Source organism: Pseudomonas sp. JV414 (assembly GCF_032424305.1).
GTDB lineage: Bacteria > Pseudomonadota > Gammaproteobacteria > Pseudomonadales > Pseudomonadaceae > Aquipseudomonas > Aquipseudomonas lini.
This window is the reverse complement of record NZ_VYKC01000003.1, coordinates 519,428-536,508: the sequence shown is the minus strand read 5'-3', so window position 1 is coordinate 536,508 and position 17,081 is coordinate 519,428. Positions and strand designations below refer to the sequence as shown.

General features: G+C 62.8%; 6 protein-coding genes. 5 read left to right on the top strand and 1 reads right to left on the bottom strand.

Annotation, left to right across the window (positions count from 1 at the left end; all coding sequences use genetic code 11):
• Positions 1–497: 497 nt before the first annotated feature.
• The gene (locus F6R97_RS07080; protein ID WP_315866299.1) at positions 498–2,321 is read right to left on the bottom strand and encodes a glycoside hydrolase family 15 protein; all 1,824 of its coding nucleotides are present in this window, start codon (positions 2,319–2,321) and stop codon (positions 498–500) included.
• Positions 2,322–2,484: 163 nt separating this feature from the next.
• Between F6R97_RS07080 and F6R97_RS07075 the strand changes: the two genes are divergently transcribed.
• The 5 genes from F6R97_RS07075 to F6R97_RS07050 all read left to right on the top strand — a co-directional run bounded on the left by F6R97_RS07075 (position 2,485) and on the right by F6R97_RS07050 (position 17,078).
• Complete coding sequence (locus F6R97_RS07075; protein WP_038982314.1) at positions 2,485–3,657, top strand: MFS transporter; 1,173 nt, start codon at positions 2,485–2,487, stop codon at positions 3,655–3,657.
• Between the two features lie 104 nt (positions 3,658–3,761).
• A complete protein-coding gene (locus F6R97_RS07070; protein ID WP_038982315.1) occupies positions 3,762–4,502 on the top strand; it encodes a thioesterase II family protein in 741 nt (246 codons plus the stop codon).
• A 42-nt stretch (positions 4,503–4,544) separates the two neighbouring features.
• Positions 4,545–5,528, top strand: coding sequence for a TauD/TfdA family dioxygenase (locus tag F6R97_RS07065; RefSeq protein WP_048396729.1), 984 nt, complete (start codon positions 4,545–4,547; stop codon positions 5,526–5,528).
• 316 nt (positions 5,529–5,844) lie between these two features.
• The gene (locus F6R97_RS07055) at positions 5,845–9,252 is read left to right on the top strand and encodes an amino acid adenylation domain-containing protein (protein ID WP_315866298.1); all 3,408 of its coding nucleotides are present in this window, start codon (positions 5,845–5,847) and stop codon (positions 9,250–9,252) included.
• Positions 9,249–17,078 (top strand): non-ribosomal peptide synthetase, encoded by a 7,830-nt coding sequence (locus F6R97_RS07050; protein ID WP_315866297.1) that lies wholly within the window; start codon positions 9,249–9,251, stop codon positions 17,076–17,078. Before F6R97_RS07055 ends, F6R97_RS07050 begins: the two co-directional genes overlap by 4 nt.
• Positions 17,079–17,081: the final 3 nt, after the last annotated feature.

Sequence of the window (17,081 nt, the reverse complement as noted above, 5' to 3'; positions counted from 1 at the left end):
GAATTCGGGTTTTGTTGGACAGCTCCGCTGTGCCCGTTGACGTGGATGGTAGGGATGGATGTAAGCGCTGGCAACAAGGTATTTCTGGATGTAGGAATGAGTTACCGCGTGTTGATTGGGCTGGTTTTGTTTAGTGATTGTAGGTTCGGCCTACCTGGTTCTGTGGCGAGGGGGCTTGCCCCTGTCCGGTTGCGCAGCAGCCGTAAAGCCAGCAAATGCGGTGCTTCTGGAGGAATTTGGTTGTGGATTTCAGGGCCGCTGCGCGCCCCAACGGGAGCAAGCTCCCTCGCCACAGGGGTATGTAGAATGTGTTTTTGTTTACTGCCTGTAAGCCTTTCTCCTACAAAAAATGCAGTGAAAGCAGGCATTTCCGACAGGTTTTGACGACAGTAAGCCTTGTGTGGGGCTGATGGCCCTTTCGCGGGCAAGCCTCGCTCCTACGGATTCACGCTGAACCTGTGGGAGCGAGGCTTGCCCGCGATGCCGGCGCCTCGGTCTCAAGGCTGCCAAAAGTTTTTCTCCCCGCTCAACTTCCTGTTCAGAAAACTCGCCGCACTGATCAGCGCCAGGTGCGTCAGTGCTTGCGGTGTGTTGCCCAGATGCCGGGCATGGCTGTCGAACTCTTCGGCGTACAGCCCCAGCGGGTTGGCGTACTTCAGCAATTGCTCGAACTCCAGGTGCGCCTTTTCCACTTGGCCGGCCCGGGCCAGGCATTCGACGTACCAGAACGAGCACGCGGCGAAGGCGCCTTCGGTGCCGGGCAGGCCGTCGATCTGGCTGTCGTCGTTGCGGTAGCGGTAGACCATGCCCGCGCGCACCAGGGTTTTCTCGATGGCTTCGAGGGTCGAGATCCAGCGCGGATCCTTGGCGCTGACGAAGCGCACCAGCGGCATCAATAGCATCGAGCCGTCGAGGCCGGTGCCGCCGATGTGCTGGACGAAATGTCCGCGTTCTTCGTTCCAGAAGTTGCTCCAGATGTCGGTGTAGATCGCTTGGCGGGTCTGGTCCCAGCGGGCGAACGGGGCGGGCAGCGAGCGTTTGGAGGCCAGCCGGATGGCGCGGTCCACGGCCACCCAGCACATCAGTCGTGAGTGCAGGAAATGATATTGCTCGCCGCGCATTTCCCAGATGCCGACGTCTTTTTGCTGCCAGGTTTCGCAGACCTGATCGACCACTTCCACGGTGTGTTTCCAGCCTTCATGGGAAATCGCTTCACCGTGTTTGTTGACCAGGTACACCGCGTCCAACAGCTCGCCGAAGATGTCGAGCTGGATTTGATCGTAGGCCTGATTACCGATGCGTACCGGTGTTGCGCCGCCATGACCGGCCAAGTGTGGAAGTTCGACTTCCGGCAGTTCCTGACGGCCATCGATGGCGTAGAGGATGTTGAGTTTCATCGGCTTGCCGCGGCAATCGCTGACCCTGCCGCGCAGCCAGCGCATGTAGGCGTTGGCCTCCTCGACGAAGCCCAGGCGCATGAAGGCATAGACGGTGAACGAGGCGTCGCGGATCCAGGTGTAGCGATAGTCCCAGTTGCGTTCGCCGCCGGGCGTTTCCGGCAGGCCGAAGGTGGCGGCGGCGAGGATGGCGCCGTGCTTGCGTGAGGTCAGCAGCTTCAGGGTCAAGGCCGAGCGATTGACCATTTCCCGCCAGCGACCGCGATAATTGGACTGGCCGATCCAGTCGCGCCAGAACTTCAGGGTGCGCTCCAGGCACAGTGCGGCGGCGCCTTCCTTGAAGCGCGCATCATCAACGCCGCCGAGCAAGAACTCGGCGCTCTGGTCTTGTTCAAGGATGAATTCGGCGACGGCTGCATGGCCCTCGACGCGTAAGGGCTGATCCGAACACAGCTGCATGGCTGGCTGGCCGGTGGCCTCGAAACATACACTCCGGTCACGTGCGCGGGCCTTGGTGGGAGCCCGGGCATAGTCATGATGAACAGCGCAGCGCATGCGGATCGTCACTTGTCCGCTGACCACTCGCACCCGGCGCATCAGCATCGGCAAATCGTCTTCGCTGTCGCCGATGGGCAGCAGGTCGGTGACTTCGACCACGGCATAATCGCTGAGCCAGCGGGTTTGCAGGACGTTGGTGTCGGGCAGGTAAATCTGCTCGCGACGGGCGTCGGGCAGGTCCGGGGCCAATTGGAAGATGCCGGCTTCGGGGCTGTCCAGCAGCGAGCAGAAGATCGACGGACTGTCGAATTCCGGCCAGCAGAAAAAGTCCACGCTGCCCTTGTCGTTGACCAACGCCGCGCTGCGCATGTCGCCAATGATGCCGTGGGCGTCGATGGCGCTTTGTCGTTCGGAATGATCAGTCATTGCCACAGAGCTCCAGGATCTGAGGGTCTAACTAGCTGACCGATTTGAGCCGCAGAGAGTTCATTTGCCGGCAAACCGCCGTTCACATTCAACCAACAATTCGCTGCTTTCCCCGGGGCAGACGTTTGTGGCAAGTTGCAGGCCCTTGTTGAGGCCTGATCCCATGGCAAACCCCTACCGCGAGCTGTTCCACGCCCCAGGCGCACGCGCCTTTGTGCTGGCCGGCATGATCGCGCGCATGCCGATTTCCATGACCGGCATTGGCCTGATCACCATGCTTTCGCAGCTCCAGGGCGGTTACGGATTGGCCGGCTCCATCGCGGCGACCTTTGCCTTGGCCACGGCGATTTGTGCGCCGCAGGTTTCGCGGTGGGTGGACCGTTTTGGTCAAAGTCGGATCTTGCCGGTGTCGGCGCTGGTCGGTGGCGGGGCGCTGTTGTTGCTGTTGCTCTGTACCCGGCTGCAGGCGCCGCACTGGACGTTGTTTGTGTTTGCCGCGCTGGCCGGTTGCATGCCGAGCATGTCGGCGATGGTGCGGGCGCGCTGGACCGAGTTGTATCGCGGCCGCCCTGAGTTGCAAACCGCTTATGCGCTGGAGTCGGTGCTGGACGAGGTGTGTTTTATTGTCGGGCCGCCGTTGTCGGTGGGGTTGTGCGTGGTGGCATTCCCCGAAGCTGGGCCGTTGGTGGCGTTGTTGATGCTGGCGATCGGGGTCACGGCGTTTGTGTTGCAGCGCGGTACCGAACCGCCGGTGCATCCTTATGAAGAACACCATCAGGGCTCGATCATCCGCTCGAGCGAGATCCAGTTGCTGATACTGTTGATGGTCGCCTTGGGCACCATCGTTGGTGTGGTGGATGTGGTCAGCGTCGCGTTCGCCGAGCAGCAGGGGCAACCGGCGGCGGCGAGTATTGTGCTGTCGGTGTATGCCATCGGCTCATGCCTGGCCGGGTTGGCGTTCGGCGCGTTGCGCTCGAAACTGCCACTGCCTCAACTGTTCCTCTACGGCGGGGTGGCGACGGCGGTGACCACGTTGCCGTTGTTGCTGGCGGCCAATATTGTTGGGCTGTCGCTGGCGGTGTTCGTCGCCGGGCTGTTCTTTGCCCCGACCCTGATTGTGGCCATGGCGCTGGTGGAGCGCATCGTGCCACCGGCCAAACTCACTGAAGGCCTGACCTGGCTGGTCACCGGCTTGAGCATTGGCGTGGCGATTGGCGCGGCCAGTTCGGGCTGGCTGGTGGATGCGTTCGGTGCGCGCAGCGGGTTCTGGGTGTCGATTGCTGCCGGTGCCGTGGTGATGGGTTCGGCGGTGCAGAGCTATCGGCAACTCAAGTGATAACTGACTGCTGATCCCACAGGTAAACCTCATCCATCCCACAGACTAATTCTCATGGCGGTTCATCCGTTCTCCTAAACATATAACCAATCGAGGTAAGTGCGGTGACAAAGCTGACACTGCTGTGCCTGCCCTATTCGGGCGCCAGCGCCATGGTCTATAGCCGCTGGCGGCGCCAGTTGCCACCGTGGCTGCACTTGCAGCCCGTGGAGCTGCCGGGGCGGGGCGCCCGTTATGACGAACCCTTGCAGACCGACATGCGCGCCCTGGCCCTGCAATTGGCCAGGGAGCACAAGCCGTCCTTGCACGGTCCTTACGCCCTGTTCGGTCACAGTCTGGGGGCGTTGCTGGCCTGCGAAATGGCCCACGCCTTTCGTGCCCTCGGTGCTGCAGAGCCGGTGGCGTTGTTTGCTTCCGGCACGGCCGCCCCGACCATGCGCAGCGACTATGACCGTGGCTTCGCCGAGCCCCAGAGTGACGAGCAGTTGATCGAGCAACTGCGCACCTTCCAGGGCACCAGCGAGGACGTGTTGGCCAATCAGGAGTTGATGAGCCTGACACTGCCGATCCTGCGCGCCGATTTCATGCTCTGCGGGCGCTTCCGTCCGATGCAACGCCCGCTGCTCAAATGCCCGGTGCACGTGCTCGGCGGCAAGGAAGACAAGGCCACCACCGAGCAATTGATCGGCTGGAGCCAGGAAACCCTGGGCAGTTTCTCGGTGGACATGATGACCGGCGGGCATTTCTTCATTCATGAGCATGAAGCCAAGGTGATCCGGATTATCAAGAATCATCTGGAAGTCCATCATCGACGTCATGCGCAGCTGGCTGCTCCGGTTTATTAACGCGCGCGGTTCACTTTATTGAGTGTTAACAGGAGGCCCGTCATGGGTGTTGCTGTGGGTTTTGCCGTTCGGCCGTTGCTGCCGGCTCGAGGTCGTTTGCCGCTGTTGGTGGAGGCGACCGAGCCGAATACCAGCCTGTTGGCGGTGTTCGATGAATTGAATGAGCTGGTGGATGAGCATTTGCTGCGTGACGGCGGCATTCTGTTTCGCGGGTTCCAACTGGAGGGCGCCGAGCAGTTCCGCCAGTTCGCCGCCGGCTTCGGCCATCCGCTGCTCAATTACGAGTTCGGCTCAACGCCGCGCACCAATGTCACCCAAGGGGTCTATACCTCCACCGAATACCCGGCGCATCAGAGCATTCCGTTGCACAACGAGCAGGCCTACTCCCGGGACTGGCCGATGAAAATCTGGTTCTACAGCATGATCGCCGCCACCTCGGGCGGTGAAACGCCGATTGCCGACAGCCGGGAAGTCTATCGCCGCATGCCTGTCGCGATCCGCGAGCGCTTCGTCAGCAAGGGGCTGATGTATGTGCGCAATTTCGGGAATGGGCTGGACGTGGCCTGGGAGCAAGTGTTCAACACCGAAGACCGCGAGGTGGCCGAGGCCTACTGCAAGGCCCACGGCATCATTTGTGAGTGGAAGGACGACGGAGAATTGCGCACCCGCCAGACCTGTCAGGCGGTGGCGCGTCATCCGGTGACCGGCGACATGGTCTGGTTCAATCAGGCTCACCTGTTCCACATTTCCAACCTTCAGCCGGAGGTGCGTGAAACCCTGCTGGACATCGTCGACGAGGAAGACCTGCCGCGTAACGTCTACTACGGCGATGGCTCGCCCATCGAAGATGAAGTGCTCAATGAAATTCGCGCCGTGCTCGATGACTGCGCCATCAGCTTTCCCTGGCAGGAGGGCGATGTGCTGATGCTCGACAACATGCTCTCGGCCCACGCCCGCGCGCCTTTCGAAGGCAAGCGCAAGGTGATCGTCGCGATGGCCGAAGGGCATTCCCAGGATGTGCGCTGATCTGATCAGTCCCTGACGCGCCTGTCGCCGAAGCCGGTCTTGCACCGGCTGTGGCATTTTTGTTGCGCTGTCCACTGCTCGGTCTAATGCCTGGTGCGGAACCTGTGGGAGCGGGCTTGCTCGCGAAGAGGGCGTGTCAGTCAACATTAATGTTGCCGGGTACACCGCTTTCGCGAGCAAGCCCGCTCCCACAGGTTCTGCACCTCAACTGACTGGCCGCGTTTGTCAGTGCCGCTAAATCATCGCATCAGCCATTCGTTCTTGTTGATACGACCGGGCCTCCTGGTCACGCCGCCGATCAGCAAGGACCCAATGCATGAATGCCGCAGACGCACAGAAACTCGCCCGCCGCTTTATCGAACTGCCGCAGGACAAGCGCCGCTTGTTTTTGGCCGGCATGGCCCGCGAAGGCATCGATTTTGCGCAGCTTCCCATGACCTCCTGTGTCGGGGTCGACGAGCGTGACGGCCTGTCCTATGCGCAGCAGCGGATGTGGTTTCTCTGGCAGCTGGATCCGCAGAGCGCGGCCTATAACCTGCCGATGGCGGTGCGCCTGAACGGCGCGCTGCAAACCGAGGCGCTTGAGCGCGCGTTCAGCCTGTTGGTGGCGCGTCATGAGTGCCTGCGAACCACCTTCGGCCAGGAGGGCGAGCGTGCGTTCCAGCAGGTGGCCGAACCCCGTGACCTGACACTGGCGATCAACGACCTGAGTGCCTTGCCTGAAGAACGGCGCTGGCCGCAGGCGCAACAGCACATGATGGCTGAAGCCACTCAGGCGTTCGACTTGCAACAGGGACCGCTGCTGAGCCTTCGCCTGTTGCGCCTGGCCGAACAGGAACACGTGCTGCTGCTGACGCTGCACCACATCATTGCCGATGGCTGGTCGATGAATATTCTGATCGACGAGTTCATGCGCACCTACGATGGTTTGGTGGCGGGGCGGCAACCGACCTTGCCGGAATTGGCCGTGCACTACCGCGACTATGCCCTGTGGCAACGCAGCTGGCTGGAAGCCGGGGAGCGCGAGCGTCAGCTCGATTACTGGCGCATGCAGTTGGGCGAAGAGCACCCGATTCTCGAATTGCCCACCGACCGTGCCTATCCGGCCCAGTCCAGCCACCAGGGCGCGCGCCTGGAAAAAGTCATCGACGGTGCCCTGCGCCAGGAGCTGAAAACCCTCGCCCAGCGCCAGGGCGTGACACTGTTCGTGGTGCTGCTGGCCGCCTTCAAGACCTTGCTGCATCGCTACAGCGGCCAGACCGACATCCGCGTCGGTGGCTTGATCGCCAACCGTACCCGCAGTGAAACCGAAGACCTGATCGGCTTCTTCGTCAATACCCAGATCCTGCGCAGCGAGGTCACCCCTCAAACCCGTTTCAGCGACCTGTTGCAGAGCCTGCGTCAAGCGGCGCTTGGCGCCCAGGCCCATCAGGAGCTGCCGTTCGATGCGTTGATCGAAGCCCTGCAACCGGCCCGGAGTCAAAGCCACAATCCATTATTTCAGGTGATGTTCAACCACCAGCCACTGGTGACCGATCTGCAGGACGTGCGGCTCGACTGCGGTTTGCAGGTCGGCTATCTGAGTGAGCAGCAACTGTCCGGCAGCGGGCGTCAGCATGCAGCCACCAGCGACCTGATGCTCGACACCCGGGAGGAGGGCGAGCAACTGTTCGCAGCGTTCACCTACGCCACCGACCTGTTCGACGCACAGACCATCGCCGCCTTGGCTGAGCATTGGCACAACGTGCTGGCGTCGGTCTGCCGTGATCCGCAACAACCGTTGGGCGAGGTGGCGATGCTCGGCACGGATGAGCGCGAGCGCTTGATTCAAGCCGTCGCCATCCCGGCGTCGCTGCCCGGTATGCCGCAGCTGTTCGAGGCCCAGGCGACGCGCACTCCGGACACCACCGCCGTGATTCTGGCGGGCGATCAGTCGCTCTCACTCAGCTATGCCGAACTGAATGCTCGCAGCAATCGTCTGGCCCATCAGTTGCGCGCCCAAGGTGTCGGCCCCGATGTGCTGGTCGGTGTGGCGTTGGGGCGCTCGCTGGAACTGGCCGTGGCGTTGCTGGCCGTGCTCAAGGCCGGTGGCGCCTATGTGCCGCTGGACCCGCACACGCCGGCCGAACGCTTGCGCCATGTGCTGGATGACAGCGGGCTGAAGCTGTTGCTGACCGAGAGCTCTCTGCTGACCAGTCTGCCGGCGCTCGATGGCATCGATTGCCTGTGTCTGGACCGACTGCCGGACAGCGACGCTGCGAATCAAGACAACCTGCAAGTGACGGTGGATCCGCAGAACCTCGCGTACGTGATTTACACCTCCGGTTCCACCGGCCGGCCGAAGGGCGTGGCGGTCAGCCACGGCGCGCTGAGCGAATTCATCGCACGGGCAATCGACTACAGCGATTTGCGTGAAGGCGATCGCGTCCTGCAATTCGCCACCAGCAGTTTTGACGGTTTCGTCGAGCAATTCTTCCCGCCGCTGTGCCATGGCGCCTGTGTCGTCCTGCGCGATACACGCCTTTGGGACAGTACGACCTTGCACGAGGTGATCGTCGAACAGGGCATTACCCTGGCGGATTTGCCGGCCGCTTACTGGTATTCGGTGGTGCAGGATTACGCGGCCAACCCGCCTGCCCACTTCGGTGCGCTACGCCAGATTCATGTGGGCGGCGAGGCGATGGCGGTGGACGGGCTGCGCCTGTGGCAACGCGCCGGGTTGGGCCATGTGCGTTTGCTCAACACCTACGGCCCGACCGAGGCGACGGTGGTTTCGACCATCCACGATTGCAGCACATTGACCGCCGAAGCGGTGTCGTGGCGCGGCATACCGATCGGTCATGGCCTGGAGCAACGCCGGTTGTACGTGCTCGACGACGATTTGAACCTGCTGCCGCAAGGAGCGGTGGGCGAGTTGTACATCGGCGGGCCGGGCCTGGCTCGTGGTTATCACCAGCAACCGACGCTCAGTGCTCAGCGGTTTATCGCCGATCCGTTCGCGGTCGGCGAGCGCCTATACCGCACCGGCGACCGTGCCCGGCTGCGGGACGACGGCGCGGTGGAGTACATCGGCCGCGTCGATCACCAAGTGAAAATTCGCGGGTTCCGCATTGAATTGGGGGAAATCGAATCGCGGTTGCAGCAATGCCCGGGGATTCGTGAGGCGGTGGTACTGGCCTTGCCCCTGATTGGCGGGACGCAACTGGTGGCGTATCTGGTCGTCGATCCGAGCGTGCTCGGCAGTGCGGCGGAGCAAGCGATTTTGCGTCAGCAAATCAGGGCCTCACTGCAGAAGAACCTGCCGGACTACATGGTGCCCGGCCACTTGCTGCTGTTGCCGCGCCTGCCTCTGACCCCCAGCGGCAAACTCGACCGCAAGGCCCTGCCGATCCCCGATCCGAGCCAATTGCAGAGCACTTATCGCGCACCGCAAACCGACACCGAACAGGCTCTCGCGCTGATCTGGATCGAGGTACTGCAGGTGCCACGGGTCGGTATGGATGACCATTTCTTCGAGTTGGGCGGGCATTCGTTGCTGGCCGCGCAAGTGATCGCGCGGATCAAAAGCCAGTTGGGCGTGGTTCTGCCGTTGCGCAGTCTGTTCGAGACACCGCTGCTGGGCGATCTGGCGCTGGAACTGGCCGCGCTGGCAGAAGGTGCAAGCGATAACGACTGGTCCGACATGGATCAGTTCATGAGTTCTTTGGAGGGGGTAGAAGTATGAGCGGCACTATGGCGGAGCGTATCGCTAAAAGGTTCGTCGGTTTGCCGCTGGAGCAACGTCGACTGTTTCTCGCCAAACTGCGCGAGGAGGGCAAGGACTTCAGCCTGCTGCCGCTGCCGGTCAGTCGTCACGACTGCGCGGCGATCCCGCTCTCGTTTGCCCAGCAGCGCTTGCTGTTTCTCTGGCAGCTCGATCCGCAGAGCGCCGCGTACAACATGGCCGCCGGCCTGCGCTTGCATGGGCAACTGAACGAGGCAGCGTTGCTGTGTTCCTTCGATCATCTGGTGGCGCGCCATGAAGTGCTGCGCACGGTGTTCCAGACCGACAACGACCCGCCGAGCCAGATCATCCTCGACCAGCAGAGCGTGCCGCTGCAACGCATCGATCTGTCGAACGTCTCCGTGCAAGAACGTGAAACCGAGCTGGCGCGGCGGGTTCAGGAAGCGGCCGCGCAACCGTTCGACTTGCTCCACGGGCCATTGCTGCGGGCCAGTCTGTTCTGTCTGGCGGACGATGAACATGTGCTGATCGTGAGCATGCACCACATCGTCTCCGATGGCTGGTCGATGGACGTCATGGTCAAGGAATTCGTGCAGTGCTATCAGGCCTTCAGCCTCGAGCGCGAACCGCAATTGCCGGCGTTGCCGTTGCAGTACGCCGACTACGCGATCTGGCAGCGCCGCTGGCTGGAGGCCGGCGAGGGCGAGCGGCAACTCGATTACTGGCGTCAGCAGTTGGGTGAAGAGCATCCGCTGTTGGACGTGGCGGCGGATTTCCCTCGGCCGCTGACCCAGAGCTTTGAAGGCCAGACCCTGAGCTTTGATTTCGGTGCGGACCTGTCCCGGCAGTTGAACGGCTTTGCCCGGGCTCAGGGCATCAGTTTGTTCATGCTGGTGCTGGCCGGGTTTTCGCTGTTCCTGTCGCGTCTTGGCGGCCAGCGCGATATCCGTGTCGGCGTGCCCAATGCCAACCGTGGGCGCTCCGAGGTCGAAGGGTTGATCGGTTTCTTCGTCAACACTCAGGTGTTGCGTTGCCAGGTCGATGAGCGCGGCAGCTTCGACGATTTGCTGGCCCGGGTTCGGGAAGCATCGTTCGGTGCCCAGGCCCATCAGGAGCTGCCCTTCGAGCAACTGGTGGATGAACTGGTGCCCGAGCGAACCCTGGGGCACAACCCTTTGTTCCAGGCCAAGTTCAACCAGAACGTCGGCATGCAGACCCAGCGTTCGATGAACCTGCCGGGCCTGAGCGTTACCGAGTACCCACTGGATAAAGAAGGCACGCACTTTGATCTGGCGCTGGACATCACCGATGACGGCACGCTGATCCACGGGCAAATGACTTACGCCAGCGACCTGTACCAGCACTCGACCATCGAGGCGTTCATTCCGACGCTGCTCGGCCTGTTCCGCGCATTGCTGAGCGCCCCGCAGGCGCCGCTGCACAGTCTTGCAACCACACCTGTGCAACCGGTGCTGGCGCCACGGCAGCCGGCGGAGTCGGTGTTGCAGCAATGGGATCGTCAGGTGGCCGCGCAGCCTGAAGCGCTGGCCGCACGCTGCCTTGAGCGGACGTTGAGTTTCCAGGCGCTGGATCAGGACGCCAATCGCCTGGCCCACTACCTGCGTGCGCAAGGCGTGCAAAACGGGCAGCCAGTGGCGGTGCTGATGGAGCGCTCCCTGGAATGGCTGACCTGTGTGTTGGGTATTTTCAAGGCCGGGGCGGTGTACATGCCGCTGGACGTCAAGGCGCCGGCCGCGCGATTGCAGCAGATGCTCGAAGGCGCGCAGGCGAAAGTCCTGCTGTGTGCCGCAGGCGACGCGCGGGAAAGCAGCCTGGCGGTCACCGGTTGCCAAGAGCTGGCCTTCGCGCCCGAACGCTGGCAGGACCAGCCGACGACGAAGCCTTCGCTGACCGTGTCGGCGGATGCAGCGGCCTATGTGATTCACACCTCCGGCTCCACCGGCCAACCCAAAGGCGTGCTGGTGAGCCACGGCGCCCTGACCAGTTACGTGCGCGGTGCATTGGAACGCCTGGCGCTGGAGCCTGCGGCAAGCATGGCGCTGGTCTCGACCATTGCCGCGGACCTGGGGTTTACCGTGCTGTTCGGCGCCTTGTGCTCCGGTCGCTTGTTGCATGTATTGCCCGAAGAGCTGGGCTTCGACCCGGACCGGTTTGCCGATTACATGGCCGGGCACCAAGTGGGCGTGTTGAAGATCGTGCCGGGGCATTTGGCGGCGCTGATGCAAGCGTCCCGGGCCGCCGATGTATTGCCGCAACACGCACTGATCGTGGGCGGCGAGGCCTGTTCGCCGGCATTGCTCGAACAGGTGCGGCGACTCAAGCCGGGCTGCCGGTTCATCAACCACTATGGCCCGAGTGAAACCACGGTCGGCGTGCTGACTCATGAGCTCAAGGATCTCGACTCAGGTGCTCGCAGCGTGCCGGTCGGCCGTCCGTTGTCGGGTGCGCATGTCTACGTGCTGGACGATGTGCTCAATGCGGTCGCCGATCAGGTGGCGGGCGAGCTGTACATCGGTGGCGACAGTGTGGCGCTGGGTTATCTGGGGCAGCCGGGGCTGACCGCCGAACGCTTCTTGCCGGATCCGTTTGGCGCTGTCGGCGCGCGGGTGTACCGCAGCGGTGACCGGGTGCGGCGCAATCGTCAGGGAGCACTGGAGTTCATCGGTCGTGCCGACGACCAGGTCAAAGTGCGCGGCTATCGGGTGGAGCCGGCGGAAGTCGCCCGGGTATTGCTGGGCCTGAGCGGCGTGAGCGAGGCCGCAGTGTTGGCCTTGCTGCTGGATGGCGATGAAACGCGCCTGCAGCTGGTGGCGTACTGCGTGGCCGCGCCTGACCTGGCGTTGAACGTCGACGCCTTGCGTCAGCAGTTACAGGCCTGCCTGCCGGAGTACATGGTGCCGGCGCAGATTGTTGTTCTGGAGCGCTTGCCGCTGACCGCCAACGGCAAACTGGACAAGCGTGCCTTGCCGGCGCCGGGGCTGGTGACGCAGCAATTTGTTGCCCCGGTGGGCGAGATCGAACAGAAGCTTGCCGCCATCTGGGCCGATGTCCTGAAACTTGAGCAAGTGGGTAGTACCGACAACTTCTTCGAGCTGGGCGGCGATTCGATCCTCAGCCTGCAAATCATCGCCCGGGCCAAACGCCAAGGCATCAAGCTGAGCCCCAAGCAACTGTTCGAGAAGCAGACCATCGGCCAGTTGGCGGTAGTCGCCAAGCTGATCGAGAGCAAACCGGCGGCCAGCGTCGCGCAAAAAATCAGCGGCGAGCTGCCGTTGTTGCCGATCCAGGCCCGGTTCTTCCAGACCGACATTCCCCAGCGTCATCACTGGAACCAGTCGGTGATGCTGCAGCCGCAATCCCCCCTCGATGCGACCCATCTAAGCAACGCATTGGCCACCCTGATCGAGCAGCACGACGCGCTGAACCTGAGTTTCCAGGCGTCGGGCGAGACTTGGCAGGCGACATTCCAGGCGCAACGTCACACTGATCTATTGTGGGTGCGGGCACTGGACGACCTTGCCGATTTGCCGGCGCTGGCCACCGAAGCCCAGCGCAGTCTCGATCTGCAACAGGGCCGTCTGGTGCGGGCGGTACTGGTGAACCTGCCTGACGCTACACAACGTTTGCTGCTGGTGATCCATCACCTGGTGGTGGATGGCGTGTCCTGGCGGGTGCTGCTGGAAGATTTGCAGCAGGCCTATACCGCGTTGGCGGCAGGCAAGGCGATTGCCCTGCCGAGCAAAAGCAGTTCGCTTCAGGCCTGGGCGCAACACCTGCACCGTTACGGGCAGAGTGATATCTTGAAGGCCGAGCGCGATTATTGGCAGCGCACGCTGGAGGGCGGTAACAGCGACTTGCCGAGGGATTTCCCGGAGACAGTTCAGACCCGCCGTCAGGCCGCTCGCGCCACCTCACGCCTGAACAAAACACTGACCCACGCACTGCTCAAAGTGGCACCGGCCGCTTATCGCACCCAGATCAACGACCTGCTGATGACGGCCCTGGCGCGGGTGCTGTGTGATTGGAGTAAACAGGATTCGGTGCTGATCCAGCTCGAAGGCCATGGTCGCGAAGACCTGTTCGACGACCTCGATTTGAGTCGCACCGTCGGTTGGTTCAGCAGTCTGTTTCCGGTGCGCCTGACCCCAGAGGCAGAGCCAGGCACTTCGCTGTGCGCGATCAAGGAACAACTGCGAGCTGTGCCGGGTAAAGGCATCGGCTACGGCGTGTTGCGCTACCTCGCAGGCTGCGAACCGCTGCGTGAATTGCCGCCGCCGCGCATCACCTTCAACTACCTGGGCCAGTTCGACGGCGCGTTCAGTGCCGCTGACGGCGCACTGTTCGTGCCGGCTGCCGAAAGCACTGGCGAGCATCAGGATGAAGATGCGCCCTTGGGCAACTGGCTGAGTGTCGACGGCCAGGTCTATGGCGGTGAGCTGGAACTGGTCTGGACGTTCGGCCAGGGCATGTACCGCCCGAAAACCATTCAGGCACTGGCCGATGCTTATTGCCATGAACTGGAACGACTGATCGAGCATTGCACTGCCGGTGAGCATGCCGGGGTCACGCCATCGGACTTCAATCTGGTGCGCCTGACGCAAGCGCAACTGTCGGCGCTGCCGGTACCGGCGCGGGATATCAGCGATCTGTATCCATTGTCGCCGATGCAGCAGGGCATCCTGTTCCACAGCCTCAACGAGCCGGACGGCCCGGCCTACACCAATCAGTTGCTGGTCGATGTGCGGCACCTGGACGCCGAGCGTTTCCGTCAGGCCTGGCAGCAGACGCTGGAGGCCCATGAGATTCTGCGCACGGCGTTCGTCTGGCCCGAGGACGCCGACGCGGCGGTGCAGATTGTAAGGCAGACGGTGCAGATGCCCCTGACCGTGCAGGACTGGCGCGGTCGTGATGATCTTCACGCAGCGCTCGATCAACTGGCCCGGGACGATCTGGCCGCCGGTTTCGAACTGGACCAGGCCCCGCTGTTGCGCGTGTTGCTGGTGCAAACCGGTGAGGCGCAGCATCACTTGATCTACACCAGTCATCACATCCTGATGGATGGCTGGAGCACCTCGCAGTTGTTCGGCGAGGTGTTGCAACGCTATGCCGGCATGACGCCGGCGGCGACCCCGGGACGCTATCGCGATTACATTGAGTGGCTGGGCCAGCGCGATGTTCAGGCCAGTTGCGAGTTCTGGACGTCGGCATTGGTTGACCTTCAGGAGCCGACCCGCCTGGCCAGCGCCATGCCGGTCAGTCAGACGCCGGCCAGCGGTTATGCCGATTACCAACATGCGTTCAGCGAACAGCAGACCAGTGACCTGAACCGCTTCGCCCGCGAGCAGAAAGTCACCCTCAATAGCCTGATGCAAGCCGCGTGGCTGCTGCTGTTGCAGCGCTATACCGGCCAGGACACCGTGGCTTTCGGCGCGACTGTGGCCGGTCGCCCGACGGACTTGCCCGGCGTCGAGCAGCAGATCGGCCTGTTCATCAATACCTTGCCGGTGGTGGCTTCGCCGTCCGCCGAGATCCCGGTCGGGCAGTGGATTCAGCAGGTGCAGAGCCTCAACCTGGCCCTGCGCGAACATGAGAGCACGCCGCTTTACGATATCCAGCGCTGGGCGGGGCAGGGCGCGGGCGCGCTGTTCGACAGTATTCTGGTGTTCGAGAACTACCCGATGGCCGAAGCGCTGGCCCAAGGCTCTGTCACCGGGCTGGAGTTTTCCACCCTCCAGCGTCAGGAGCAGACCAATTATCCGCTGACACTGGTGGCGGTCACCGGTCGTGAGTTGACCCTGGGCTTGAGCTTCGATCAGGCCTGTTTCGATCACGCCACCATCGCTGACCTGAGCACCCAGCTCGAAGGCCTGATGATGCAAATTATGGCGGACGCTTCGCAGCCTCTGGGCGCGTTGCAACTGCTGGACGGCGCACCGCGTCAAGCGGCGGTCGACTGGGGCAAGGCCGCAGTCACGGCGCTGGATTCGCGCAACGTGGTCGAACGGATTGACGCGCAGGTACAGCGCCAACCGCAGGCTACGGCGGTGTTGTTTGCCGAGCAGACCCTCGATTACCAAACCCTCGACGCCCGGGCCAATCGACTGGCGCACAAGCTGCAAACGCTGGGCGTCGGGCCGGAAGTGCGGGTTGGCGTGTGCATGCGCCGCACCCCGGACATGCTGGTCGGGCTGCTGGCGATTCTCAAGGCTGGCGGTGCCTACGTGCCGCTGGATCCGGAGTATCCGCAAGAGCGCTTGCTGCACATGCTCGAGGACAGTTGCGCAGCGGTGCTGCTGACCGAAGCCGCGTTGCAGGCGATGTTGCCCGAGGCGTTGCCGTCGCAAGTGCTGTTGGTCGAAGAGGGCGCCGAATGGCTCGCCGGGTATCCGTCCACGGCGCCAGTCAGCCGGATCGTTGCGCAGAATCTGGCGTATGTCATTTACACCTCCGGCTCCACCGGCAAGCCCAAAGGCGTGGCGATCACCCACGCTAACCTCGCGGCGCTGATCCAGTGGTCGCAGGGTGTTTACCGCGATGAGCAGCTGCGTGGCGTGCTGGCCTCGACCTCGATCTGCTTCGACCTGTCGGTGTGGGAGATTTTCGTCACGTTGGCCAGCGGCGGTTGCATGGTGCTGGCGGACAACGCTCTGGCGCTGTCCGAGTTGCCGGCCTGTGAGCGCGTGACGCTGATTAACACCGTGCCGTCGGCGATTGCCGCGCTGCAACGGGCCGGGCAGATTCCGCCGTCGGTCACCACCATCAATCTGGCCGGCGAGCCGCTCAAGCAGACGCTGGTCGATACGCTGTACGCCAGCACGTCGGTCAAGCAGGTTTATGACCTGTACGGGCCGTCGGAAGACACCACCTATTCGACCTTCACCCTGCGCACTGCCAACGGCCGGGCGAACATCGGGCGGCCGCTGGACAACACCGTGGCCTACCTGCTCGACAGCCAGTTGCAGGTGTTGCCGGCAGGGCTGGCGGCCGAGTTGTACCTGGCCGGTGCCGGTGTGACCCGAGGTTATCTGCTGCGTCCCGGCCTGACCGCCGAACGCTTCGTGCCGGACCCCTTCGCGACCAACGGTGAGCGGCTGTATCGCACTGGCGATCTGGTGCGCCAGGGGCCTGACGACAACATTGAGTACATCGGTCGTGCCGACCATCAGGTGAAAATCCGTGGCTTCCGCATCGAGCTGAGCGAGATCGAAGCCCGATTGCTGGAGCAGCCCGAAGTGCGCGAAGCCGTGGTGCTGGCGCAGGAGGGCGCGGCGGGCAAGCATCTGCATGCCTACGTCGTAGCGAGCCAACCGGGCAATTTATCGTTGGTGGAAACCCTGCGCGCGGCGTTGGCCAGCCGCTTGCCGGCGCATATGGTGCCGAGCCATCTGCACGTGATCGACGCGCTGCCGCTGACCCCCAATGGCAAGCTCGACCGCAAGGCCCTGATGGCGCTGGGCGGCAATCCGACGCTGCAGCGTTACGAAGCGCCGCGCACCGACCTGCAATGGGAAGTGGCGACCGTCTGGCAGGAGGTGCTGGAAGTCGAGCGCGTCGGCCTGACGGACAACTTCTTCCAATTGGGCGGGCATTCGTTGCTGGCGACGTTGGTGGTGACCCGGATCAAGGAACGCCTGGGTGACAAAGTGCCGCTCAAGGAGCTGTTCGAAGCCGATACCCTGCACGCGTTCTGCGCCCGCATCGAAGCGTTACGCGTCGATTTATCGCCGGTTCAGGACGAATTGGCTAAATCCCTGGAGGCCCTCAAACGTCTATCCCTCGATGATCTGGAAAAACTGATTTCTTGAGGG